We start from the raw sequence: 21262 nt of genomic DNA on the forward strand, positions 1-21262 counted from the left end.
TCATCTGGTTGTAGTTTCCAGCTCAACAGTCCTCGGCAAGTGAGGGCGCTGGACACGAAAGGTGGCTTGTCATGCCCCTGGTCTTTCTCGAAGGCCCGCAAGGAATCCGGCCCGACGCCAAGCAGAAGCTGATGCGGGAGGTCACCGACGCGCTCTCCGCCGCCTACCATTTCCCGGACGTGCGGATCTTCGTGCGCGAGTATCCGGCCGGCGACGTCGCCCAGGACGGGGTCGCCGGGGCCGAGCCCATCCGGCCGGTCTGCTTCCTGGAGGTGCCGGAACTGCGCGACCTCGACGTCAGGAGGACGCTCGTCGGGCGGGTCCAGGACGCCATCGCGACGGCGTACCAGGGCCTCGCCAACACCGACGAAACCCTCGTCATGGTCAACCATTACCCGCTGGAGAACGTCGGGTTCCACGGCCGGCTCCAGTCCGACGATCCCCAGATCGTCGGGTTGATCGAGCAGCTCAACCGCTAGGACGCGCGGCGGGGCCGGTCCGCCGGTCCCGCCGTACCGGGCGGGCCGTGCAAGCGCTCTTCGCCCGCTGGGAGACGCGGTCAGCCGTTGCCGCCTCCGGGGGCGTAGTGCTGTACGGCGAACGCGACGGCCGTGGCGAGATCGTCGTCGCCGGTGCCGTAGAAGGTCTGGACCGCGGGCCCCCAGGCGTGGCAGCAGGCGGCCGCGAACTCCTTCACCTCGGGCGTGTCCCCCGCGGTCGCGGGGTCGAAGGCGACGCCGCGCAGGAACAGGTCGAGGCCGGACAGCGCGAGGTCCCAGCCGGCGCCGATGCCGATCGTGCCGCCGGGGCCGTGCATGCGGACCATCTCATCGACGATCGCGGCGGGTGCGGCGTGCTCGAGTTCCAGGACGGTCCCGCCGTCGCCGCCGGGCGTGAGGCGCACTTCGAGCTCGGTGGGCATGCCCTCGCCGAAGGCCCAGGTCACCCTGATCAGATGGGGCCTCTCGCAGCGCTGGATCTCCCCGCCGGCGTTGTTCTTGAGCTGGTAGGTGCCGCCGAGGCGCAGGTCGCCCTCGATCGGGGCGAGCCATCGGCTGATCCGGTCGGGGCCGGTGCAGGCGCTCCACACGTCCTCGATCGAGGCGTCGTACGTGCGCCGCAGCAGCAGCGACCGCCCCGCGCCGCCGGCGAACGCCTGGCTGCCGATCTCCCGGTGGGTGGCGTTGACCTGGTTGACGATGTCGATCATTCCTCTTCCTCCTCGTTCATGGTGGCGGGTCGTTCGTCCGCTGACGGCGTCTCGCCACGCGGGCGGTGACGCGCCAGCTCGGCGCCCAGCGCGTCCAGGCGCAGGCTCCAGAACCGGCGCAAGCGCTCCAGCCAGATGCCGACCTCCCGGCGTGGGTGGGGAGCCGGCGCCGCACGGGCACCGGGCGTGCCGACCGCGCCGCCGACCCGCCGCCGACCGCGCCGCCGAGCACGTCCGGCGCGTGCACGTGGCCAACAATCTCACCCTTCGCTTATATAAGTCAATCCTGAATAAAGTTGCCCGGGTGAACGGACGGGCTTTACCTGCCACAAGCGCCGTGCCTCCGGTGAAATCCCTACATCTCATGAGAGGTTCGACTGGAGCGGAGGAGACGTCGGGGGCTCCTCCTGATCTGCCGGAGAACGATCCCAGTGACACACGATCATGAAGGGCAGCGCGTCAGCCGTCGGCGGCTGATCACGAATGTGGGCATCGGCTCGCTCGGGCTCGGCGGCCTTCTTGCCGCCCGCAGCGCCGGCGCCGCCGCGGTCACGCGCTCTGGGGACCTGCTCGCCGAGGCCCGCGTCTGCAAGGTCACGCCCACCGTGACCCAGGGGCCCTTCTATTTCGACGCGGACATGGTCCGCAGCGACATCCGCGACGGCAAGCCCGGCGTGCGCCTGCGCCTGGCCATCAAGGTGCAGAGCGGCGCCACGTGCCAGCCGCTGCCGGGCGCGCTGGTCGACCTCTGGCAGTGCGACGCCTCCGGGCTCTACTCCGGGGGCGAGCGCGGATCCATGATCGAGCACGTCGAGTCGCGCGAGATCACCCATGACAGGCCCTGGAACGACCTGATGCCCACCGACGGCAAGCGCTACCTGCGCGGCGCCCAGATGACGGACGCCGAGGGCGTCGTGGAGTTCACGACGATATGGCCGGGCTGGTACCCGGGGCGCACCGTGCACATCCATGCCATCGTGCACATCGGCGGCGCGCGGGTGCTGACGACGCAGTTGATGTTCGAGGAGGCGTTCAACTGGAAGGTGCTGGCCCAGCCGCCGTACGTCCAGCACCAGGGGCGGGACACGCTCAACGCCACCGATCGGTACTACCAGAACGGCCTGCTGCTGACGGTCGTCGAGGACGGCGACGGCTACTGGGGCGCCATCATCCTGTCCGTCAACTCGTGAGGGGCGGTCAGGTCTTGATCGTGGTGCCCTGGGCGGAGGCGAGACGCCAGGCGCCGTGAGGGCCTGCGGCGTAGACGTGGGTGTACCGGCTGGCGGCGCTGAACGTGCTGCCGTCGTCGTTCGTGAAGTTCATGCCGGTACGTCCCACGACGATGCCCACCTGTCCGATCACCCGGACGATCGCCTCGTCCGGGAACGACTCGATCCGGGGGAACCGGAGGGCACCGGACGCCATCAGGTCGAGGACGGCCTGCTTGGTGGCGACCGCCCCGTCCTCGACACCCACCAGGACGAAGTCGTCCGCCAGCAGCTCCGACAGGCGGCCGAGGTCGCGCGCCACCAGGGCGTCGAAGAAGCTCCGGTCGTGCTCGAGGAGGGTGGTGCGGTCCGTGCTCATGCGCGTCCGTTCGTCGGCGGTGGGGCGGCCCAAGGATAGACGTTGACGCCTGTGACAAGGTCAAGGAAATCGGATTGATCGGATTCTTCGTCCGATGTCACGATCCTCGGATGAGCGAAGAAGAACTCCGGCAGATCGAGGCCAACGTCCGCCTCGTCATCGACCAGCTCGGGCCGCTGAGCGGTATGGACTTCGGTCTCGGCCGGGAGTCCGTCGAGTGGGTCGAGGGCTTCATCGAGCGCTGGCGCTCCGCGGGCGCCGGCCTGGAGCAGATCGACGGGCTGGTGAGCACGCTCGGCTCGTACCTGGGCGCGTGCGTCATCGCCGCCACCGGCGGCCGCTGGGACAAGTCGGACGATCACGGGTGGGGCGTGCTCCTGCCCAACGGCGGCACGGCCTTCCCCTTCGCGAAGGTACGCAAGCAGCTTCGCGACGGGGTGGCGGAAGGCGAGTCGATCGCCGGTTTCTACCGGGTCGTGGTCGACTTCATCGCCACGGGGAAGATGCGCTGATCCCGATGGGCTGTGTTTAAAATTCAACGAATGTGCGTACTTGTACGTATTCGGGGATCGGGGCGCTGCGGCACTCTCGTCGCAACAGCCCCGGCTGTCGCCTGACAGCCCTCCGCGGGGCCAACGCACCCTGAGAGGTTTTCCATGTACAAGCGTGCCCTCGCAATGTCCGGCTCGTTGCTCGCCGTGGGAATGATCACCGCCGCCGTCGCGCCCGGCGCCGCCCAGGCGGATGCCGCCGCCACGAGTTCGGCCGCGCACTCCGCCCCGGTCTACCTCGCCGCCAAGCTGGTGGGCGAGAACGAGGTACCGGTCAAGGGCGGCCCGGCCGTGGGCGACAAGAACGGCAGCGCCTTCGCGGTCTTCGAGATCAACGGCGACCAGGTGTCGTACGCGGTCAAGTGGCAGGGCGTCGCGACCCCGACGATGTTCCACATCCACCAGGGGAAGAAGGGCAAGAACGGCGACGTCAAGATCGGTTTCTTCATGGACGGCCTGCCCAAGGGCACCACCGGCGTGTCCGGCACCGTACGGGTCACCGACAAGGCGCTGCTGGCCGGAATCACGAAGAACCCGGCGAACTGGTACGCCAACGTGCACACGGGTGAGTTCCCCGGCGGCGCGGTGCGGGCCCAGCTCTACCGGATCCGTCCGGTGAACCTGGGCTCGGTGCTGGCGATCGGCAACGGCCGCAGGCTGCACGCGAAGGCCGACGGCAAGCAGGAGGTCCCCGCTCCGGGCCAGAAGGTCGGCGACCGCAACGGTCACGCCGAGTGGCTGTTCGACATCCACGGCGGCAAGATCGACTACGCGACGCTGTTCCACGGGATCTCCGCGCCCACGATGGGCCACATCCACCAGGGCGCCAAGGGCAAGAACGGCCCGGTGGCCGTCCCCCTGTTCGAGGCCCCCAAGGGCCTGCCCAAGGGCGTGGACGGCCTGGCCGGCTCCGTATCGATCAAGAGTGGCACCGCCAAGGGCATCGCGAAGAACGCGAAGAACTGGTACGCCAACCTCCACACGGGCGAGTTCCCCGGCGGCGCGGTCCGCGGCCAGCTCTACTCCGCCAACGGCGGCTGGTAGGACGACTCCCCGGGGTCCGGCGGTTCGCCCCGAGGGGCGTCGGTTCTCGAGCCGCCGGACCAGGATCCGCTCCTCCGGCAGATCCGCTCCTCAGGCCCCGAGGCGATGACGCGGTGGTCGTCCGCCGCGAAGGCCCTCGCACGCACCTCCTCGGCGCGCTCGATCGAACGGCGTCTGCTTGGGCCTCGGCTTCGCGAACATCCACCAGCCCCCCGCAGTCGAGAACGGCGCATCGGTATGGCCCCGGTTGACGAGGCGCGAACGACAGGGTGATGGCAGAATGTGACGATGCGGCCACCCCGAGCGAGATACTTCAACACCACCGGCCCGTGCGGCCCGCAGCATCACTACATGGTGCCCCCCATGCAGCGGCTCCCGCAGGCGCGTGAGCTCATCGAGATGGACCGTTACTTCGTGCTGCACGCGCCCCGGCAGACCGGGAAGACGACCGCGCTACGAACCCTGGCGTCCGAGCTCACCGCTGAGGGCGACACCGCCGCCCTGATGCTCTCCTGCGAGCGCGCCAAGGCGGCCGGCGACGACTACGCCGCCGCGGAGGAGATCCTGCTGAAGTCCCTCCGCGAAGCCACCGCGCGGACGGGATGGCCAGAGGAACTGCTGCCGCCAGACCCCTGGCCACAGGCCCCGGCGGGCACCCGGTTCGGTACGGCGCTGACCGAGTGGTGCCGCCGCTGCCCGCGCCGGGTGGTGCTCTTTCTCGACGAGATCGACGCCCTGCAGGGCAACAGCATGATCAGCATCCTCAGCCAGCTTCGCGACGGTCACAACGCGCGGCACGAGCGGCACCCGTTCCCCGCCTCCGTGGTGCTGTGCGGGTTGCGCGACCTGCGTGACTACAAGGTCGCCTCGGGCGGCGAACCCGGCCGGTCCAACCCGGCCAGTCCGTTCAACATCGTCGCCGAGTCGCTGCGCCTGGGCGACTTCACCGCCGATCAGATCGCCGAGCTGTACGACCAGCACACGCAGGCGACCGGTCAGGAGTTCACCAAGGACGCGGTGGACCGGGTCTTCGAGCTGACCCAGGGACAGCCCTGGCTGGTCAACGCCCTCGCCCATGAGATCACCTTCAAGATGAGGGTGACCGGCTCCATCAGCGCCGGGCACGTGGAGGAGGCTGAAGAGCGGCTGATCAAGGCGCGCGCCACCCATCTGGACGCCCTGGTGGCGCGGCTGCGCGAGCCCCGGGTCAAGCGGGTGATCGAGCCCATCGTGGCCGGGGACTTCCCCGACGTCGACCTCACCTTCTCCGACGACCTGTCCTATGTCCACGATCTGGGCCTGGTCAAGGGGAAGCCCCCGCTGGAGGTGGCGAACCCGATCTACCGGGAGGTCATCCTGCGCGTGCTCGGCGACCCGGCGGAACAGTATGTGATGGCCGACCCGCACAGCTTCGTGCTGCCGGACGGCCGTTTCGACCTGCCCCGCCTGCTGGAGGAGTTCGTCGTGTTCTGGCGCGAGCACGGCGAGGTGCTCGTCCGGCAGGAGGGCTACCACGAGGCCGCCTGCCAGGTCACCGTTCTGCGCGTTTGACGGGTGCCGGCCGGCTGCACGCCGAGCATCGCGATCGTCCGGGTCACTTGAGCCCCGCGAAGAAGGTGCGCAGGTCGGTGGCCAGGACCTCGGGGGCCTCCATCGCGGGGAAGTGCCGGCCCCGCTCGTACTCCGCCCAGTACGCGCCGGCGGGCGGGTCGATCAGTCTGCGGGCCGTGGGATCGGCGCCGAACACGGCGAACCCCTGCGGGACGGCCGGTGGCGTCCCCCAGTCGGAGGAGTGCGCCTGCTCGTACAGGAAACGCGCTGCCGTGACGCCCGAGCCGGTGAACCAGTAGAGGGAGGCGATCGTGAGGAGTTGGTCCCGGTCGTAGGGCAGGTCGGTTGACCGCTCGAAGCTCTCCGTGATCCAGCCGAGTTGTCCGGCGGGGGAGTCGTTGAGCAGGTATCCGATGGTCTGGGGGCGGGTGTTCTGGGTCGCCAGGTAGCCGGCGCCGTCGGTGCGGAACTCGGCCATCCGTTCCAGGGCCTGCTTGTCCACCGGGTCCGCAGGGTCGAGCCGCTCGGCCATTCCGGGCAGGAACGTGGCGGTGGCGGCCGCCGTGTACGGGTCGGTCGCCACGTGAACGCCCACGACGTGCTCGGTGTCGAGGCCGGCCACCGCGCCGGAGACGCCCGCGCCGATGTCGCCGCCGTGCACGCCGTACCGGTCGTGGCCGAGGCGGCGCATCAGCTCGGCCCAGGCCCGGGCGGTGCGGCCCATCGCCCACCCGGGTTCGCGGACCGGGGTGGAGAAGCCGAAGCCGGGCAATGAGGGAACCACCAGGTGGAAGTCCTGCCGCAGGTGTTCGATCAGGGTGGTGAACTCGGCGAACGCGCTGGGGTAGCCGTGGGTGAGGACCAGCGGCAGGGCGCCGGGGTCGCCGGAGCGGATGTGCAGGAAGTGGATCGGCTGCCCGTCGATCTCGGTGGTGTACTGCGGGAGTTCGTTCAGCCGTGCTTCGGTGGCGCGCCAGTCGAACCCGTCGGCCCAGTAGGCGACCAGGTCCCTCAGGAACGCCAGCGGCACGCCGCGGCTCCACCCGGAGCCGGGCAGCTCATCGGGCCAGCGTGTCCTGGACAGCCGGTCGGCCAGGTCGTCGACGTCGGACTGCGGGATGGCAAGGGTGAACGGCCGGATCTTCTCCATCGGAGACGCTCCTTGAGCTTGGGGATGCCCCCACCGTAGGGACCATTCCGGAACATCTCTTTCCGGAATCCTCGGCAGACTTCAGGAATGTTGGAGACCGCGGCCCGCTGCTGGAACTGCTGTCCCTGCTCCAGGCCAGCCGCGACTGGACCGGCGACGAGCCGGCCGCCCGCCTGGAGGTGAGCACGCGTACCATCCGCAACGACATGGAGCGCCTGCGCGCCCTCACCCACCGGTTCCCGCGCGCCACCGGGACCGATGTCCACCCAGGGCCGTGACACACCACGGCGGAAGTACGCGCCCGCATCAGCGTTCGCGGACCGCGGGCAATGCGGGCGGGCGGAGCTGATAAAATCAGATCACTGATTGAGCCTTCTCAGCCGGAGTCACTCCGCGCGGGAAGGCTTTTTTTGTGCCCGGATCCGGGGCGCCGGGCCCCGATGACAGCGGCACTCACACACCTTTCTCCGGCAGATTCCCAAGGCAAGGACACACACCTGATCATGACCACGAACACCGCCGCGGCAGCGGGCACCTGGGACCTCGGTGACCTGACCGTCAATCGGATCGGGTTCGGAGCGATGCGCCTGACGGGCAGCGTCGCCTTCGGCCCCGGTGCCCCGGGCGACCGGGATCGTTCGGTCGGCGTGCTGCGGAAAGCGATCGAACTCGGGGTCAACCACATCGACACCGCCGCCTTCTACTTCTCGCCGCACTTGTCGGCCAACGAGCTGATCAACCGGGCGTTGACCCCGTACCCGAACGATCTCGTCATCACCACGAAGGTGTGGCCGGCGCGTGACCCGTCGGGGGCCTGGTGGTGGGCCACGCCGGAGCAGCTGCGCGGCCAGGTCGAGGAGAACCTGCGCCAGTTGGGGCGTGACCACCTCGACGTGGTGAACCTGCGCGTCCCCCCGAGCCGGAAGGACGGCTCGATCGCGGAGCATTTCGGCGCGCTGGCCGAGCTTCGCGACGCCGGGCTCATTCGCCACCTGGGGGTGTCCAACGTCACGCTGGAGCAGTTGGCCGAGGCTCAGGCCATCGCGCCGGTGGTGTGCGTACAGAACTCCTTCGGCATCAGCTCGCCGGCCGGCGAGCTGGAGCTGCTGCGCCGCTGCGGCGAGCAGGGCATCGCCTTTGTGCCGTTCTTCGCGATCGCGGGCGCCGGGCGGGAGGCGGGGGCGAACGCCACCGAGCACGAAGAGGTGCTCGCCATCGCCCGCGCGCACGGCGTGACGCCCGCGCAGGTCCGGCTGGCCTGGACGCTGCAACTGGGACCGCACGTGCTCGCCATTCCGGGCACCGGGAATCCGGACCACCTCGCCGAGAACGTGGCCGCCGGAGCGCTGCGGCTGTCCGACGAGGAGATGGGCCGGCTCCGGTCCATCTCCTGACCGGGATTCTCCGCCTTACGGTGGTCAGAAGGTGATGACGGTGGCGCCTTCCATGGCGAAGCGCAGGAAGGCGTCCCGGGCCACTTCGAGGTTGAATCCCCGTTCCAGCAGTTCCTCGTCGGCGCCGGTGGCCTTCGCGGCGTTGACGCAGGTCCCGACGGGGACGCCCGCCGCGATCAGCTCGTCGAGCCGGCGGTTGTAGACGGAACGAGCCTCGTCGCCGGGGGCTCCGGTCAGCCGCGCCTGCGCGGGACCGAAACAGAAGACCTCCACCTCGGCCTGCTTGTCGGCCGCGATCTCACGGATTCGCTCCGAGACCCGGGAGCCGAGCGTGATCGCTCGGTGCGGTCCACCAGGCCGGTGAGACTCGACTTGGCCGGGCCGGGCGGGTGATCCCCATCGAGGAGCAGGATCCGGGCAGGAGCAAGGCCGGCTGGTCACGACCGTTTGATCGTGAAGGTGGAGCAGCCGCCGCCCAGGACGCTGCCGCGGATGGTGGCGGGCCGGTCGCCGGTGAGGTCCGCGAGAAGGTCGACCATGATGTAGTCACCTGGCCGGTCGATCCAGCGTACGCCCTTCAGATCCAGGGCCCGCCCGGTCACCTCGCCGCTCATGGCGAAGGAACCCGAGGGTACGCCGGGATTGCTGGGGTCGGCCTCGAAGGCGAAGGTGGCCTTGAGCCGGCCGGGCGACGACTCGGTGATCGTGAGGTCGAGCGCGGTCTTGCCCTGGTTGCACACGTAGGTGCCGGTCCACCGGCCGGCCACCGAGGCGTTCGTGGGGGTCGGAGCCGTCGCTTTCGCGCTGGGGCTGGGGCTGGCGCCGGTGCTGGCGCTCTCGCCGGTGGTGGGGCCTGGGCTGGCATTCTCGCTGGGGCCCGGGTCGGGGCTTTCGCTGGGATCTGAGTCGGGGCTTTCGCTGGGGCCGGCGACCGTTACCGGCTCCTGCCGCTGCCGATCGAGAAGGAATGCCGCACCGGTCGCGGCCACCGCGAGAAAGACCACGAGCCCGGCGACCAGCCCGACCACCACGCCGCTGGAGTTCTTCGGCGGAGCGTAGGCGGGGGGCGGGCCGGAGGCCGTCCGGCTCGGGGCCTCTCCGTGCAGGAAAGCCAGCACCTGCTGGGCGGTCGGCCGGCGTGCCGGCTGCTTGGCCAGGCAGCGGTCCAGGATGGGCTGGAGGGGCGGGGGCAGCCGCGACAGGTCCGCCGGGGTGTTCAGCACCCGATGGGCCACCGCCGGAACGCTGTCCTCGCCGAAAGGGGGCACCCCGGTCGCGGCGTAGATCATGGTGGCCGCCCAGGAGAACAGGTCGGACGCCGGCCCCGCCGGATGCCCCGCCACCTGCTCCGGCGACAGGTAGGCGGGTATGGCCACCTGCTCCGGCGGCAGATAGGTGGGCACGACCGCCGGCTCGGGCGACAGGTACGCGGGTACGACCGCCTGCTCCGGCGGCCGCGCGATGCCGAAGTCGACGACCTTCGGCCCGTGGGCACCGAGCATCACGTTGGCCGGTTCGAAGGACAGGTGCGCGAGCCCCGCCCGGTGAATCGCCGCCAGCGCGGCAGCCGTGCTGGTCGCCAGCCAGTGCAGGTGGCTCGCGTCACGCGGGCCTTCCAGCCGGACCAGCTCCGCCAGGGACACGCCTTCCACGTATTCGCTGACCACGTACAGACGGGTGCCGTGCATTCCGGTCGCCAGCACCTGGGCGGCGGACGGCTCCGTAACCTGCTCCGCCGCCGCGGCCATCGCGCGCTGCGCCCCCACGTCACCCGCGGGCAGGAGCCTGATCGCCACCTGGCCGTACGCCGAGCGTCCCAGGTAGACGACTGATCGCTTTCCCCGGCCCAGCACGCCGAGGAGCGCGTACTCGCCCAGTTGTGCGGGATCCGCCTCCGTTAACGTCTGCATCCCGTGCATATGGCTACCGACCATAACGCCGTGAGGTCATCACGTGAAGGGCAGGCCGGTACGGCCGCGCCACGGAACTCACCCGGCGTTCCTTGCCCGCCGTCGACGAGGGGGCGATGGGGGCAGGGTGGGCGATGTCGCCACGGTGCGCTGGGAAGGCAACGGGTCCTCGGGTTGCCGGCTGGTGCTCGGCGCCCCGCTGTTCGGCGTCCTGCTCGCGACGAAGCCCAACCTCCTCTTCGCGGTGCTGTGGTCTCCGCACGGCCAGATTATCGTCTGGTCGGCGCGGGCCCGGTTGCCGCAGCCGGGTGAGCACCACTCGCGGCGCGGGGTGTCGCGGACGAAGTAGAGCACGCAGCCGGGGCCGTGGCAGGCGCGCAGCTCGTGGCGCAGCGGCCCGGCGAACAGGCCGACGGCCTCCTCGGCCAGTGCGGCGAGCGCCGCCTCGACGGGCCGCCCCGCGGCGCACACTGTCATGCGCGGCTCGGGGGCGGTGCGCAGCTCGCGCCACCGCGGGGTACGGCGCGCATGCCGGTTCAGGGTCGTGACCGCGTCCTGATCGGGGTCGCGGCCCTCCGTGGTGGTGGCGGCGAGGGCTCGGACGGCGTCCCGGAGCTCCCTGGCCAGGCGCAGATCATCGTCGGCCGTGCCCCGCAGGTCGGCATCGGTGAGGGTGACCCCGAGGCGCGGGCGCATGTCGCGCAGCCAGGCGGCCAGGTGCTCGACGCTCCGCAGGCCGTCCCTGACGCGGCCCCGTACCGCGTAGGTGGCGTTGCCGAGCTCGAGGTCCTCGGCGAGCAGGCCGACGGCGAGCGCAGGTTCGCCTTCCTCGGCCGCGACGGCACCCTGCTGGTCACGCTGTGGCAGCAGAGCGGCGGCGCGTTCGCCACGGACCGGCCCGGACTGCACCACCTCTCCTTCCAGGTGCCCGGCCTGGAGGCGGTCCGCCGGGCCGAGGCGACCCTGCGCGAACTCGGCGTTCAGCTCGTCTACGACGGGATCGTCCCGCACGGCGAGGGCGCGTCCTCCGGCGGCGTCTTCTTCACCGACCCGGACGGCATCCGCCTGGAGATCTACGCGCCGACCGGCGCCGGCGCCGCGGCGGCGCCCACCCAGGGCGCGCCGGCGTGCGGCTTCTTCTGACAGACCCACGACGAAAGGAATCGGCCATGCGTCATCAGGGCGAAGAGGCGGTACGGCACCGCGCCGGCCTGACTGCCGGCGACTCATTAGGAGCCCTGATGCGGGTCCGCGTCGACATGACCCTCTGCCAGACTCACGCCCAGTGCGTGTTCGCCGCCCCGGAGGTCTTCACCCTCAACGACGATGACGAACTGGAGTACGACGCCACGCCCGCCGACGCGTCCTGGCCGGCCATCGAGCAGGCCGCGCGCGCCTGCCCCGTACAGGCCATCGCCCTCGGCGAGGACTGAGCCGGGCGGCCGCAGATCGGCGTGACGACGGCCGCCCGCCGGGCGGCCGTCGTCACGAGGCGGGTTGTCAGAGCTTGTCGTATATGCCCACGGCCCACCAAGCGGTCTTCCCCCGCCGCCCGCGACCCCACATTCCCGCCCGGCCCCTGGGCGGGCCGCGGCGCCACGGTGTACGGCATGTGCAAGGCCGCCCTCGAACGCTTCACCACCGGCCTGGCCGCCGAACTCTACGCCGGCAACGTCGCCGTCAACGTCGCCGTCAACGCCCTCTCGCCGAACCGGGTCGTCCCCACCCCCGGCACCCTCTTCCACCACCTCACCGCCGAGGACGACCCTGACGCCGAGCCTCCCACGGTCATGGCGGACGCCGCCCTGGCCCTGTGCCACCGCCCCGCCGCGGAGCTCACCGGCCGCATCGCCTACTCACAGGACCTGCTCGCCGAGCTCCAGGCCGGGGGGATGAACGCGCCCCGATCGGGCGGCCGCGATCAGGGCGCGTGGGCGGCCACGGCGACGACGGCGTCGGTGAGCGCGGCGGCGTAGGCGTCGGTGAGCTTGCCGGTGTCGAACAGCAGCGCGTACCACATCGGGCCGAAGACCAGATCGATGAGCACCTCGTCATCGGGGTGGGCGACCTGCCCCCGGTCCCGCGCCCGGCTGAGGATCTGGCGGACGGCGTCGCGGCGTGCCACGATCAGCTCGGTGTTCACGCGCCGGGCGAAGGCGGGGGCCTGTAGCGCCTCGGCGGCCAGGGCCTGGTTGAGCGCGCCGGGCGCGCCGCGCTGGGCGGCGAAGGTGTTCTCCAGCAGGGTCAGCAGGTCCTCGCGCAGGTCGCCGGTGTCGGGCGTGGGCAGCCGGGCGCGGGCGTAGGCGGCCAGCACGTCCAAGATCACCTCACCCTTGCCCGCGTAGCGGCGGTAGACCGCCTGTTTGGACACGCCGCTGCGGGCCGCGATGCCCTCCATGCTCACCGCCCGGTAGCCCTGCTCGGTGATCAGATCCAGGGCGGCCTGGCGAATGGCGTCGTCGACGGCGGGGTCGCGGGGTCGTCCGGTCATGGTTCGCAGTCTATTTGACATACGCACCGGTGCGTATTTGAATAGCATACGCAACGTCTCGTATTGAAAGGAGAGGGAGGATGCGCTCCCGTTCCTCCACCCCCGCGCTCCTGTCGCTGGCCCTGGGCTACTTCGCGCTGGGCACCGCCTCACTGGCGGTGGTCGGTCTCAGCGGCCCGATCGCCGCCGACCTGCGGGTGCCGGCCGCCACCGTCGGCACCCTGGTCACCGTCTTCTCCCTGGTGTTCGCCCTGGCCGCCCCGATCGCGGCGATCACGCTGGGCCGCCTGGACCGCCGCCAGGTGCTGCTGCTGGGCCTGGCGCTGATGACGATCGGCGGCATCGCCGGCGCGCTGGCCCCCACCTTCGCGACCCTGGCCGCGGCCCGGGTGGCCGCCGGCCTGGGGGCGGCGATCTTCGGACCGGCCGCCTCGGCCACCGGCTCGATGATCGTGCCGGTCGAGCGGCGTCCCCGCGCGCTGGCGGTGGTGTTCGGCGGGATGACCGCCGCCACCGTGCTGGGCGTGCCACTGGCCTCGGCCGCGGGCGCCGCGATCGGCTGGCGGACCACGATGGCCGTGGTGGTGGCGCTGACCCTGGTGGCGGGCGGGCTGCTGGTGGTGGTGCTGCCGCCGGTGGCGCCGGGCCCGGCCCCCACCGCGCGGGCGTTCGCCGGGGTGTTGCGCACCCCGGGAGTCACATCGATGATCGCCACCACACTGCTGGTGCTGACCGCCCAGTTCACCGTCTACGGGGTCGCCGGGGCCTACCTGGCCACCCGGTTCGGCGCAGGTCCCGGTCTGGTGTCTCTGACCCTGCTGGTCTTCGGCGCCCTGGGCATGATGGGCAACGCCGCTGGGGCGCGCGTATACACCCGTCTGGGCGGCGGACGCACCATCGCCCTGGCGCTTGCCGGGCTGACCATCGCCTTCCTGGCCCTGAGCAGCGTGCCCGCCCTGCCCGCGGCCGGTGTCGCGGTGTTCGCCTTCTGGGCTGTCTTCAACACCTTGTTCATGGCCCCGCAGCAGGCCCGCCTGGTGGAGTTGCTGCCCGATCAGCGCGGCATCCTGCTGGCCCTGAACGCCTCGGCCCTGTACCTGGGCATGAGCCTGGGCAGCCTGCTGGGCAGCAGCCTGCTGCCCGCCCTGGGCGGCCGCTGGCTCCCGGCCCTGGCGCTGCTGCCGCTGGCCCTGGCCGCCGGGGCGCACGCCGCCTCGCTGCGCCCGCGCCCCACCCGCCCGACGGCCCCGGCCGCCACCCCCGCCCCAGCCCACCACTGACCCTCCCGCCCTGGCTCTCGCCCGCCCATCCATCACCGATCACAGGAGAACTTGATGTCCCAGCCCGCCGCCCGACTCGTGCGTGACTACTTCGAACTGGTGTGGAACCAGGGCCGCACCGAGCTGGCCGACCGGTTCCTTTCCGCCGGCCTGATCCAGCACAACCCCGGCCTGCCCGACGGCCGCCGGCCGCTGGCCGCGTTCATCGACGAGATGCGCGCCGAGCTGCCCCAGGCCCGCTTCGAGATCCGCCGCATGGCCGTGGACGGGGACCTGGTGTTCACCCACAGCCTGTTCACCGCCCACCCCGGCCACTCCGGCATCGCCGTGGTGGACGTGTTCCGCATCGCCGACGACCTGATCGCCGAACACTGGGACCTGCGCGAGGACGTCCCCGAGTCCACCGTCAGCGGCAACCCGATCGTCTGATGACCTGGCCGCCGGAGCGGAGAAGCTCGCTACCGCCGGCTTCCCTGGATCCTTCTCCGGCTGCCCCTACGGGCGTCAGTTCGCCTACCACCGCCTTGAATTCATTGGGGCGGACATCGAACTCGTCGATAAGGGGCAGCAAGTCGCGTTTCTGCAGACCTGGCACCCGGGTGGACTTCCTACGCGTCCCATCGAGGAGGCATAGGAAGAGCGACGTCTCCTGACCCGTCCCTTTGGGCCCGATGAGGCGTACGCCGGCGGCGCGGCCTGGGCGACGATCACTCTGGCCGTGCAAAAGGGCGTCCCCCACGCGTGGCGGCTACCTTTTTCGCTACCAGGCATGTGTTCACGGCTTTCCGCCCGGTCGAATCTGGGCGGCGTGATCGCCACCCGCGCCCCGGCCTGGTCCCAGGCCTCATTGAACAGCCCCTCGACACCGATTCCTCGACAGTCGTCCTCTCCGCTGATGCGCCCCCGGCTGATCGCCGAGCGGGCAGGCCGGGGAACCGGCCGCGGCCCTGGGCGACCTGCTGCGCCGGGCGATCGAGGACCTGAGCGAGGATCCGCGCTCGGCCAAGTCCCACCGGGCGCTCTCGGTCACGTTCCTGAGTGGCATGCCCACCCAGGAGCTGGCCGCCGAACGCCTCGGCCTGCCGTTCACCACCTACCGGCGCCACCTGACGGCCGGCATCGAACGCGTCTGCGCCGACCTGTGGCACCAGGAGCCGTACGGCACCGGAGCCCCCGCCCACCCGTCCACCTGAACACCTGTCGGCCAGGGATCGGCCTGTCAAGTGGACAGTCAGGGGCCCTAGGTTGCTCGGCCAGAAGTGAACGTCACGACACGGGGCGGGGAGTTTCCGTTGAGAACGAAGAACGCCGCTGTGCTGTCAGGGCTGCTGGCCCTCGGCACGGCGCTGGGCACCGGCGGGTGCGGCGCGGACAAGACCGAGGCCGGCGAAGCTCGCCCCCCTCCAGGCTCGTGCAGATCTCGCCCGGCAACACCGACCCAGTGCTGACCAGGGGCGCGAACTTCGCCACCGCGCCGAAGCGGCAGTACCCGAACTACTTCCGCGTCGTCGGCACCGACGACCTCCAGGGGCGTGGTCCCTGCAAGCGCGACGTCCGGGCCACGTCGCCGCGGGGGCACGGCGCCGGTGTGAGTTTGCTGGATCGGCAACGCCATTCGTGATCTTCTCCTCGTCCGCGCGATGATCGATGCGAGACCGAGCTCTGGAGGATCGATGTCGTTTCACGCTCCGGCCGGGGAGACCACGCATCGGCTGGTTCCCTCTCCCGCCGGCCGCGTCCACCTCGTGGAGCAGGGCTCCGGGCCGCTGGTGCTGCTGGTTCACGGGTTCCCCGAGTCCTGGTACTCCTGGCGGCATCAGCTGCCGGTGCTCGCGGCGGCCGGCTACCGGGCCGTCGCCGTGGACGTCCGTGGCTATGGCCGCTCCTCCAAGCCGGGGAGTGTGGCCGCGTACCGGATGCTGGAGCTGGTCGAGGACAACGTCGCCGTGGTGCGCGCGCTGGGCGAGGAGACGGCGGTGATCGTCGGCCACGACTGGGGCGCGACCATCGCCGCCGGCTCCGCTCTCGTCCGGCCCGAGGTGTTCACGGCCGTCGGGCTGCTGAGCGTGCCGTACGCCCCGCGCGGCGGGCCGCGGCCCAGCGAGGTCTTCGCGCGGATGGGCGGGGAGGAGGAGTTCTACGTCTCCTACTTCCAGCGGCCCCAGCGCGCCGAGGCCGAGATCGAGCCGGACGTCCGCGGCTGGCTCGCCGGCTTCTACGCCGCCCTGTCCGCCGACACCATGCCGGCCGCCGGCGCCCCCGACCCGCACTTCGTGTCCAGGGGCGGGACGCTGCGCGACCGTTTCCCCACCGGACGGCTGCCCGCGTGGCTCAGCGAAGACGATCTCGACGTCTACGCCGCCGAGTTCGAGCGGACGGGGATGAGCGGGGCGCTCAACCGCTACCGCAACATGGACCGGGACTGGGAGGACCTCGCCGGCTTCGACGGCATGCCGATCGAGCAGCCGTCAGTGTTCATTGGCGGCGCGCTGGACGCCTCCACCACCTGGATGGCCGGCGCCGTCCAGGCCTACCCCGTCACCCTGCCGGGCCTGGTCTCCTCGCACATCCTCGACGGCTGCGGCCACTGGATCCAGCAGGAGCGCCGCGAGGACGTCAACCGGATCCTGACCGGCTGGCTCTCCTCCCTGCCCGCCTGAGGCCGTGCGCACGGGCTACCGCCCGCCGGCGTGGCGGCCGGGAAGGACGCACGCCTGCCCGCCGCCCGCCAGGAAACCCGCGGCGGCCTGCCCGGAGGGAAGGCGTCGCCCGGGCTGGCTGTGGTGCCTGGTCAGGGCTCGATGACCACCTTGATGGCACCGGCCCCGCGGTCGGCCGCGACGCTGAACGCCTGCCTGGCCCCGTGGATCGGGAACCGGTGGGTGATGACCGTCCGCGCGATCTGGGGTGTCGCGGCCAGCATGGAGGCGGCCTCCTCGACTTCGCGGACCCCCTCGTGCCGGCCGTAGGCGATGCTGATGATGTAGGTCAGTTCCTTGGTCAGGCTCTTGGTCGCATATCCCCACGGCGGCCACCGAAAGCCGGCCCCCGGCCCCCGCCGGGCTCATCGACCTCGACGGTGCGGATGCCGTTCGTCGGTGTTCATCACGGCGCGCATTCCTACCCCTGTCCCTTTGTGCGTGGCCCTCCCACCCTCGGGCGCCGCAGGGCGTCAGCGCAGCAGCGGGAGCCGGCCGGTGAGGCGTTCCACGAGGGTGCGGGGGCCGAAGAGGCTGACCGCGTAATAGGAGGGCTCCTCGGTGCGGGCCAGCTCCGCCAGGTAGTCGTCGTAGACCCCGGCCCGCTGGGCGATGTCGGCCATGTCGGACACCACCAGGTCGGGTTCGGCAGCCGCGTCGTCGCGGATCCTGCGGATGATGGCCGCGGGGGCGGCCAGCACCGTGCATCCGGTCCAGGGCAGGCCGGCGTGGGTGCCTCCGGCGGCGTCGTGGCCGCCGGGGCCGACGATCGCGGGTACGGTCATCCCGACGGAGGCGGCCAGGCAGGCGGCGGCGTTGGCCTGCAGCCCCCGGGGTAGGTCGCGGTCCACCACGATCGCCCATTTGACGGTGAGTTGCTTGGTGGGCAGGTCGCTGCGCTGTTCGAGCGTGTCCATGCCTCGGCTCCTTCCCCTCCGAAGTTGTCTCAGAAGAATCGCCATTGACCCGAGTTTTCTTCAACTCGGAGCAGAGATTTCCGAAGATAGTTCGATAACTCGTGGGAGAATGCGTGCGTGGACGAACTTGATACGGCGATCCTCGGCGAGCTCCAGCGTGACGGCCGCCAGACCAACCGCGAGCTCGCCGAGCGCCTCGGCATCGCCCCCTCCACCTGCCTGGAGCGCGTACGCTCCCTGCGCGCCGACGGCGTGATCGCGGGATTCCACGCGGACGTGAGCCTCGACGCGGTCGGCCGTCCCGTCCAGGCGCTCATCAACGTACGGCTGCACCCCAAGATCCGCGAGGCCGTCGAGGGATTCCGCGACTACGTGACCGCCCTGCCCGAGACGCTGGCCGTGTTCGTGGTGTCCGGCGGGGACGACTTCATCATCCAGGTGGGCGTGCGCGACGCGGGCCACCTGCGCGACTTCGTCCTGGACCACGTAGCGCGGCACCGCAACATCGCCGACGTGCGCACCTCGCTGGTCTACGACCACATCCGCAAGACCTCGGTCGAGGTCCTGCCCCCGGCGCCGCCGTCCCGCCGCCGTACCACGCGCAAACGCTGAACGGGCCTCACCTCGCGAGCCGATGGTGGCGCCGAACGCGTGGATGAACGCGCTCGGCCCGGCGTTCCCGCAAGCTCTCCACGGCCTCTCCATGGGCCGTGGGTGGCCCGCTCCCTCTTGCCTCCCGGCACCATCGGCACCGGGAGGACGGCGTCGGCGTCCGCCTTCCCACGTTCCATGGTCTTCCCACGTTCCATGTAAGAGCCGCAGGCGAGGCGCCGAAGGGCCAGACCTTCATCTCCCGCACAGCACCGCGTCCAGCAAGGTCACCCACACGACAACCTCACCTTCCGCGCTCATGGCGCACTTGACATTTAGCTCAGAAATGCGTGGTCAAGCTGCCAGGAACCTGAGGATCCTCTGGTTCACCTCATCGGGCTTCTCCAGGAACGGGAAATGCCCCACTCCTTCCAGGAGGGTGCCGTCTGAGCCCCACGTGGCGAAGCCGCCCCAGTCGTGTCCGACGATGACCGCGTTGGTGTCTCCCCCCAACTCCTCGTGCAGGCAGTTGGCGTCAGCGATCAGGTCGGTGATGCGCATGCTGCCGTCCGGTGGGATCTGTGTTGGGGCGAAGCCGCGTAGGGCCGGGGCGACGGCCCGGTAACCCGCTTCGGCGAGCACGGGCGTGAGGTGCCGGTACATGCTGGGGGCCTCCGGAAATCCGTGTAGCAGCAGCGCCAAGGGTCCCTCTCCCTCCTCTAGATAGGCGAAGTCGATCCCATTGGCGACGATGCGCTTGTGTCGCATGGCTACTGCTCCCTGTTGAAACCGCTGTCGGGGGCAAGGTGATTGGTCAGCCCGCTTTGTGAACGGGCCGGGCGCCGCGCGTGTGAAGGTCGCTCCGTTGGCCGGACTGCTCACGCCTGGGCGAACGGATGCCGCGGGGTGACGCGAACTCCTTTTCAGCCCGCTGGCTTCTTCATCAGCTCCACGAGGCTGGAGAAGCTGTCGGCCGCGTGGCCCGTGTCCATTCCGCGCCGGAACAGATCGACGACGGCGGCCGGTAGAGCCGTGTCCACGCTGGCGTCGGCGTTGGTGTGCAGGACGTGCTCGACGCTGGCCATGCCCATGGCCAGGCGGTCCACGTCACCGCCGTGCTCGCCGGCGTCGATGCGCTGTGCGTAGAAGGACAGGAAGTTCGGCATCGAGGCCATGGTCTCGATGGCGTGCGGCAGGATGTCGGCCGCGGTGAGGCCGTTGGCGTCGGCCAGGGCGATGGCCTGCCAGTAGCTGAGCATTGACGTCCAGAACATGACCATGCCGATCTGGTAGAACAGCGCGGCCAGCCCGGGGTCCTCTCCCCGGTAGTCGGTGCCGGTCAATGCTTCGAGGGTGGGCCGGTGGGCTTCGAAAGCGGCGCGGGGGCCGCTGTAGAAGGTGTACGACTCGGGCTTGCCGATGCCTGATGGCGGCACGGTGACGCCGCCGGAGAGCTGGACCCCGCCGTGCCCGGCGACCCACCGCGCTCCCGCGCGGGTCTTCTCCGGGGTGTCGGAGCTGAGGTTGACCAGCACGCGGCCGGACAGGGCGTGGGCCGCGGGTTCCAGCACGGCGTACATCGTGTCGTAGTCGGTGAGGCTCAAGATCACCAGTTCGCCGGCGGCCAGCGCCTTCTCCACGCTGCCGGCGCGTACGGCTCCCTGCTCGACCAGCGCGTCCGCGCGGGACGCGGTGCGGTTCCAGACGGTGACAGGGTGGCCCTTGCTGAGAAATGTACGGGCCATGGCCTGGCCCATCGGACCCAGGCCGATGACGGTCACGGGCTGCTTGCTGCTCACGATGGAGACCTCCGTAGGGGACATGCCGGACTAGAACGAACGCTCTATTTAGAGCACGGATGTAAGGTAGCACATCTCTAAAACGAGCGTTCTAACTAGTAAGCTGTGGGGATGGCCCAGACCAGCACACGGGACCGAATCGTCATCGCCGCCGCGCGCCTCCTGCAGCGCCAGGGCTATGTCGGCACGGGTATCAAGCAGATCGCCAGGGAGGCGCAGGCCACCCTCGGCTCCGTCTACCACTTCTTCCCCGAGGGCAAGCAAGCCGTCGCCGTCGCCGCCATCAAGCACGGTGACCAGGAGTTCTCGGCTCTCCTGCGGGCAGCGCTGGAGAGTGAGGAGAGCCCGAGCGCCGCGGTGCACGCCTGCGCCCGCCAACTCGCCGAAGCACTACGTGAGTCGGGCTGGGTCGATGGCTGCCCGATCACCGCGGCGGCGCTGGAGACGCTGGGCACCGATTCCGACATCCAGCGCGTTTGCGCGGCCGCGCTGCGCGACTGGGAGCAACTGGTCTACGACAAACTGCTGGGCTCGGGCATCGACACCGAGGACGCGAGGGATCTGGCGACCACGATCATCAGCACGCTGGAAGGCGCCGAAGTGACGGCTCAGGTCAACCGCAGCGAAGAGCCTTTGTGGGCGGCGGGTCGGCAGTTGGCTCGGCTGGTCGGCTCTTACGAAACAGCTCCTGGCGCGCGTTCCGGACAATCTGGTTGAGGCTTCTCCGGTGAGCCGGTGGCGAGAACGTCGGTGCCAGGCAGGAAGCACAGTGGTCTTGTCAGTCTGCTCATCGGCGACCTCTCGGGGCGGCCGTGGCGGCCGCCCCGAGAATGCCGATCAGACCGATGATCTCGGACTCTCCGAGTCATCAACGCGGGTCAGCGCATCGCGAAAACACCGGAACCCGCGTTCTCCCTAGTAGAAGCGGCGGTAGCGGTAGCGGTAACGACGGCGGGGATAGTGAGGTTTTCTCTGCGACTTTCACATGATCCGTCCGTGCTCGAAGTGGGTGAGAACCAGCGCTGCTCGGGCCACATCGCCAATTCGTGAGGGGCTGAGCGTCAAATGCTGAAGGGTGCGCCAGCGCT

The 21262-nt window shown here is 70.4% G+C and carries 28 protein-coding genes and 1 pseudogene; 17 read left to right on the top strand and 12 right to left on the bottom strand.

Annotation, left to right across the window (positions count from 1 at the left end; all coding sequences use genetic code 11):
* The first annotated feature begins 71 nt into the window (after nucleotides 1-71).
* On the top strand, nucleotides 72-479 hold the full coding sequence (locus ABGB18_RS46625; RefSeq protein ID WP_347702150.1) for a hypothetical protein: 408 nt from the start codon (nucleotides 72-74) through the stop codon (nucleotides 477-479).
* 80 nt (nucleotides 480-559) lie between these two features.
* Here ABGB18_RS46625 and ABGB18_RS46630 read toward each other — a convergent pair whose 3' ends face one another.
* Both ABGB18_RS46630 and ABGB18_RS46635 read right to left on the bottom strand, forming a co-directional pair.
* Entirely contained in the window at nucleotides 560-1210 is a 651-nt protein-coding gene (locus ABGB18_RS46630; RefSeq protein ID WP_347702151.1) for an SRPBCC family protein, read from the bottom strand.
* Nucleotides 1207-1332, bottom strand: a complete 126-nt coding sequence (locus ABGB18_RS46635) for a hypothetical protein (RefSeq protein ID WP_347702152.1) — start codon at nucleotides 1330-1332, stop codon at nucleotides 1207-1209. Before ABGB18_RS46635 ends, ABGB18_RS46630 begins: the two co-directional genes overlap by 4 nt.
* Nucleotides 1333-1641: 309 nt before the next feature.
* Between ABGB18_RS46635 and ABGB18_RS46640 the strand changes: the two genes are divergently transcribed.
* Nucleotides 1642-2400: an intradiol ring-cleavage dioxygenase gene (locus ABGB18_RS46640; RefSeq protein WP_347702153.1), complete on the top strand. Its 759-nt coding sequence runs from the start codon at nucleotides 1642-1644 to the stop codon at nucleotides 2398-2400.
* 7 nt (nucleotides 2401-2407) lie between these two features.
* Here the strand turns inward: ABGB18_RS46640 and ABGB18_RS46645 are convergent, their stop codons facing one another.
* Entirely contained in the window at nucleotides 2408-2797 is a 390-nt protein-coding gene (locus ABGB18_RS46645) for a nuclear transport factor 2 family protein (RefSeq protein WP_347702154.1), read from the bottom strand.
* 110 nt (nucleotides 2798-2907) lie between these two features.
* On the opposite strand from ABGB18_RS46645, the gene ABGB18_RS46650 reads away from it, so the two are divergent.
* From ABGB18_RS46650 to ABGB18_RS46660, 3 genes are all read left to right on the top strand, one after another.
* Nucleotides 2908-3309: a hypothetical protein gene (locus ABGB18_RS46650; protein WP_347702155.1), complete on the top strand. Its 402-nt coding sequence runs from the start codon at nucleotides 2908-2910 to the stop codon at nucleotides 3307-3309.
* Nucleotides 3310-3453: 144 nt separating this feature from the next.
* Nucleotides 3454-4392 (top strand): CHRD domain-containing protein, encoded by a 939-nt coding sequence (locus tag ABGB18_RS46655; RefSeq protein WP_347702156.1) that lies wholly within the window; start codon nucleotides 3454-3456, stop codon nucleotides 4390-4392.
* A gap of 288 nt (nucleotides 4393-4680) precedes the next feature.
* Nucleotides 4681-5943 (top strand): AAA family ATPase, encoded by a 1263-nt coding sequence (locus ABGB18_RS46660; protein ID WP_347702157.1) that lies wholly within the window; start codon nucleotides 4681-4683, stop codon nucleotides 5941-5943.
* Nucleotides 5944-5986: 43 nt separating this feature from the next.
* On the opposite strand, the gene ABGB18_RS46665 is transcribed toward ABGB18_RS46660, so the two are convergent.
* Nucleotides 5987-7093: an epoxide hydrolase family protein gene (locus tag ABGB18_RS46665; protein ID WP_347702158.1), complete on the bottom strand. Its 1107-nt coding sequence runs from the start codon at nucleotides 7091-7093 to the stop codon at nucleotides 5987-5989.
* An 87-nt stretch (nucleotides 7094-7180) separates the two neighbouring features.
* Between ABGB18_RS46665 and ABGB18_RS46670 the strand changes: the two are divergent.
* Nucleotides 7181-7320 (top strand): annotated as a pseudogene (locus ABGB18_RS46670) (helix-turn-helix domain-containing protein); the annotation flags it as partial.
* A 276-nt stretch (nucleotides 7321-7596) separates the two neighbouring features.
* Nucleotides 7597-8487, top strand: coding sequence for an oxidoreductase (locus ABGB18_RS46675; protein ID WP_347702159.1), 891 nt, complete (start codon nucleotides 7597-7599; stop codon nucleotides 8485-8487).
* A 24-nt stretch (nucleotides 8488-8511) separates the two neighbouring features.
* Here the strand turns inward: ABGB18_RS46675 and ABGB18_RS46680 are convergent, their stop codons facing one another.
* The 3 genes from ABGB18_RS46680 to ABGB18_RS46690 form a co-directional block, all read right to left on the bottom strand.
* Entirely contained in the window at nucleotides 8512-8760 is a 249-nt protein-coding gene (locus tag ABGB18_RS46680; RefSeq protein ID WP_347702160.1) for a DsrE family protein, read from the bottom strand.
* A 164-nt stretch (nucleotides 8761-8924) separates the two neighbouring features.
* The gene (locus ABGB18_RS46685) at nucleotides 8925-10397 is read right to left on the bottom strand and encodes a protein kinase (RefSeq protein ID WP_347702161.1); all 1473 of its coding nucleotides are present in this window, start codon (nucleotides 10395-10397) and stop codon (nucleotides 8925-8927) included.
* Between the two features lie 78 nt (nucleotides 10398-10475).
* Complete coding sequence (locus ABGB18_RS46690) at nucleotides 10476-11198, bottom strand: ABATE domain-containing protein (RefSeq protein WP_347702178.1); 723 nt, start codon at nucleotides 11196-11198, stop codon at nucleotides 10476-10478.
* On the opposite strand from ABGB18_RS46690, the gene ABGB18_RS46695 reads away from it, so the two are divergent.
* The 3 genes from ABGB18_RS46695 (at nucleotide 11115) to ABGB18_RS46705 (ending at nucleotide 12373) form a co-directional block, all read left to right on the top strand.
* Nucleotides 11115-11540, top strand: coding sequence for a VOC family protein (locus ABGB18_RS46695; RefSeq protein ID WP_347702162.1), 426 nt, complete (start codon nucleotides 11115-11117; stop codon nucleotides 11538-11540). The two genes, ABGB18_RS46690 and ABGB18_RS46695, sit on opposite strands and share 84 nt — an antisense overlap.
* Before the next feature lie 26 nt (nucleotides 11541-11566).
* Nucleotides 11567-11830, top strand: coding sequence for a ferredoxin (locus ABGB18_RS46700; protein ID WP_347702163.1), 264 nt, complete (start codon nucleotides 11567-11569; stop codon nucleotides 11828-11830).
* Nucleotides 11831-12007: 177 nt separating this feature from the next.
* Nucleotides 12008-12373, top strand: coding sequence for a hypothetical protein (locus tag ABGB18_RS46705; RefSeq protein ID WP_347702164.1), 366 nt, complete (start codon nucleotides 12008-12010; stop codon nucleotides 12371-12373).
* On the opposite strand, the gene ABGB18_RS46710 is transcribed toward ABGB18_RS46705, so the two are convergent.
* Nucleotides 12319-12888: a TetR/AcrR family transcriptional regulator gene (locus tag ABGB18_RS46710; protein WP_347702165.1), complete on the bottom strand. Its 570-nt coding sequence runs from the start codon at nucleotides 12886-12888 to the stop codon at nucleotides 12319-12321. The genes ABGB18_RS46705 and ABGB18_RS46710 overlap by 55 nt on opposite strands.
* Nucleotides 12889-12968: 80 nt before the next feature.
* On the opposite strand from ABGB18_RS46710, the gene ABGB18_RS46715 reads away from it, so the two are divergent.
* The 5 genes from ABGB18_RS46715 (at nucleotide 12969) to ABGB18_RS46735 (ending at nucleotide 16828) form a co-directional block, all read left to right on the top strand.
* Complete coding sequence (locus ABGB18_RS46715; protein WP_347702166.1) at nucleotides 12969-14168, top strand: MFS transporter; 1200 nt, start codon at nucleotides 12969-12971, stop codon at nucleotides 14166-14168.
* Nucleotides 14169-14222: 54 nt separating this feature from the next.
* Nucleotides 14223-14597, top strand: a complete 375-nt coding sequence (locus ABGB18_RS46720) for a nuclear transport factor 2 family protein (RefSeq protein WP_347702167.1) — start codon at nucleotides 14223-14225, stop codon at nucleotides 14595-14597.
* A 614-nt stretch (nucleotides 14598-15211) separates the two neighbouring features.
* Entirely contained in the window at nucleotides 15212-15361 is a 150-nt protein-coding gene (locus ABGB18_RS46725; protein ID WP_347702168.1) for a hypothetical protein, read from the top strand.
* 218 nt (nucleotides 15362-15579) lie between these two features.
* On the top strand, nucleotides 15580-15789 hold the full coding sequence (locus ABGB18_RS46730) for a hypothetical protein (RefSeq protein ID WP_347702169.1): 210 nt from the start codon (nucleotides 15580-15582) through the stop codon (nucleotides 15787-15789).
* Nucleotides 15790-15841: 52 nt separating this feature from the next.
* Complete coding sequence (locus tag ABGB18_RS46735) at nucleotides 15842-16828, top strand: alpha/beta hydrolase (protein ID WP_347702170.1); 987 nt, start codon at nucleotides 15842-15844, stop codon at nucleotides 16826-16828.
* A 131-nt stretch (nucleotides 16829-16959) separates the two neighbouring features.
* Here ABGB18_RS46735 and ABGB18_RS46740 read toward each other — a convergent pair whose 3' ends face one another.
* Nucleotides 16960-17091 carry a hypothetical protein gene (locus ABGB18_RS46740; protein WP_347702171.1) on the bottom strand — a complete coding sequence of 44 codons (132 nt, stop codon included), beginning with the start codon at nucleotides 17089-17091 and terminating at the stop codon, nucleotides 16960-16962.
* A gap of 249 nt (nucleotides 17092-17340) precedes the next feature.
* Nucleotides 17341-17784, bottom strand: coding sequence for a DUF2000 domain-containing protein (locus ABGB18_RS46745; protein ID WP_347702172.1), 444 nt, complete (start codon nucleotides 17782-17784; stop codon nucleotides 17341-17343).
* A gap of 117 nt (nucleotides 17785-17901) precedes the next feature.
* On the opposite strand from ABGB18_RS46745, the gene ABGB18_RS46750 reads away from it, so the two are divergent.
* Entirely contained in the window at nucleotides 17902-18396 is a 495-nt protein-coding gene (locus ABGB18_RS46750) for an Lrp/AsnC family transcriptional regulator (protein WP_347702173.1), read from the top strand.
* A gap of 333 nt (nucleotides 18397-18729) precedes the next feature.
* Here the strand turns inward: ABGB18_RS46750 and ABGB18_RS46755 are convergent, their stop codons facing one another.
* Entirely contained in the window at nucleotides 18730-19143 is a 414-nt protein-coding gene (locus ABGB18_RS46755) for an alpha/beta fold hydrolase (RefSeq protein WP_347702174.1), read from the bottom strand.
* Nucleotides 19144-19298: 155 nt separating this feature from the next.
* Nucleotides 19299-20174 (bottom strand): NAD(P)-binding domain-containing protein, encoded by an 876-nt coding sequence (locus ABGB18_RS46760; RefSeq protein ID WP_347702175.1) that lies wholly within the window; start codon nucleotides 20172-20174, stop codon nucleotides 19299-19301.
* Nucleotides 20175-20285: 111 nt separating this feature from the next.
* Here ABGB18_RS46760 and ABGB18_RS46765 point away from each other — a divergent pair, with 111 nt between their 5' ends.
* Complete coding sequence (locus ABGB18_RS46765; protein WP_347702176.1) at nucleotides 20286-20891, top strand: TetR/AcrR family transcriptional regulator; 606 nt, start codon at nucleotides 20286-20288, stop codon at nucleotides 20889-20891.
* Nucleotides 20892-21262: the final 371 nt, after the last annotated feature.

This window comes from Nonomuraea sp. B12E4 (assembly GCF_039871825.1).
Taxonomy (GTDB): Bacteria; Actinomycetota; Actinomycetes; order Streptosporangiales; family Streptosporangiaceae; genus Nonomuraea.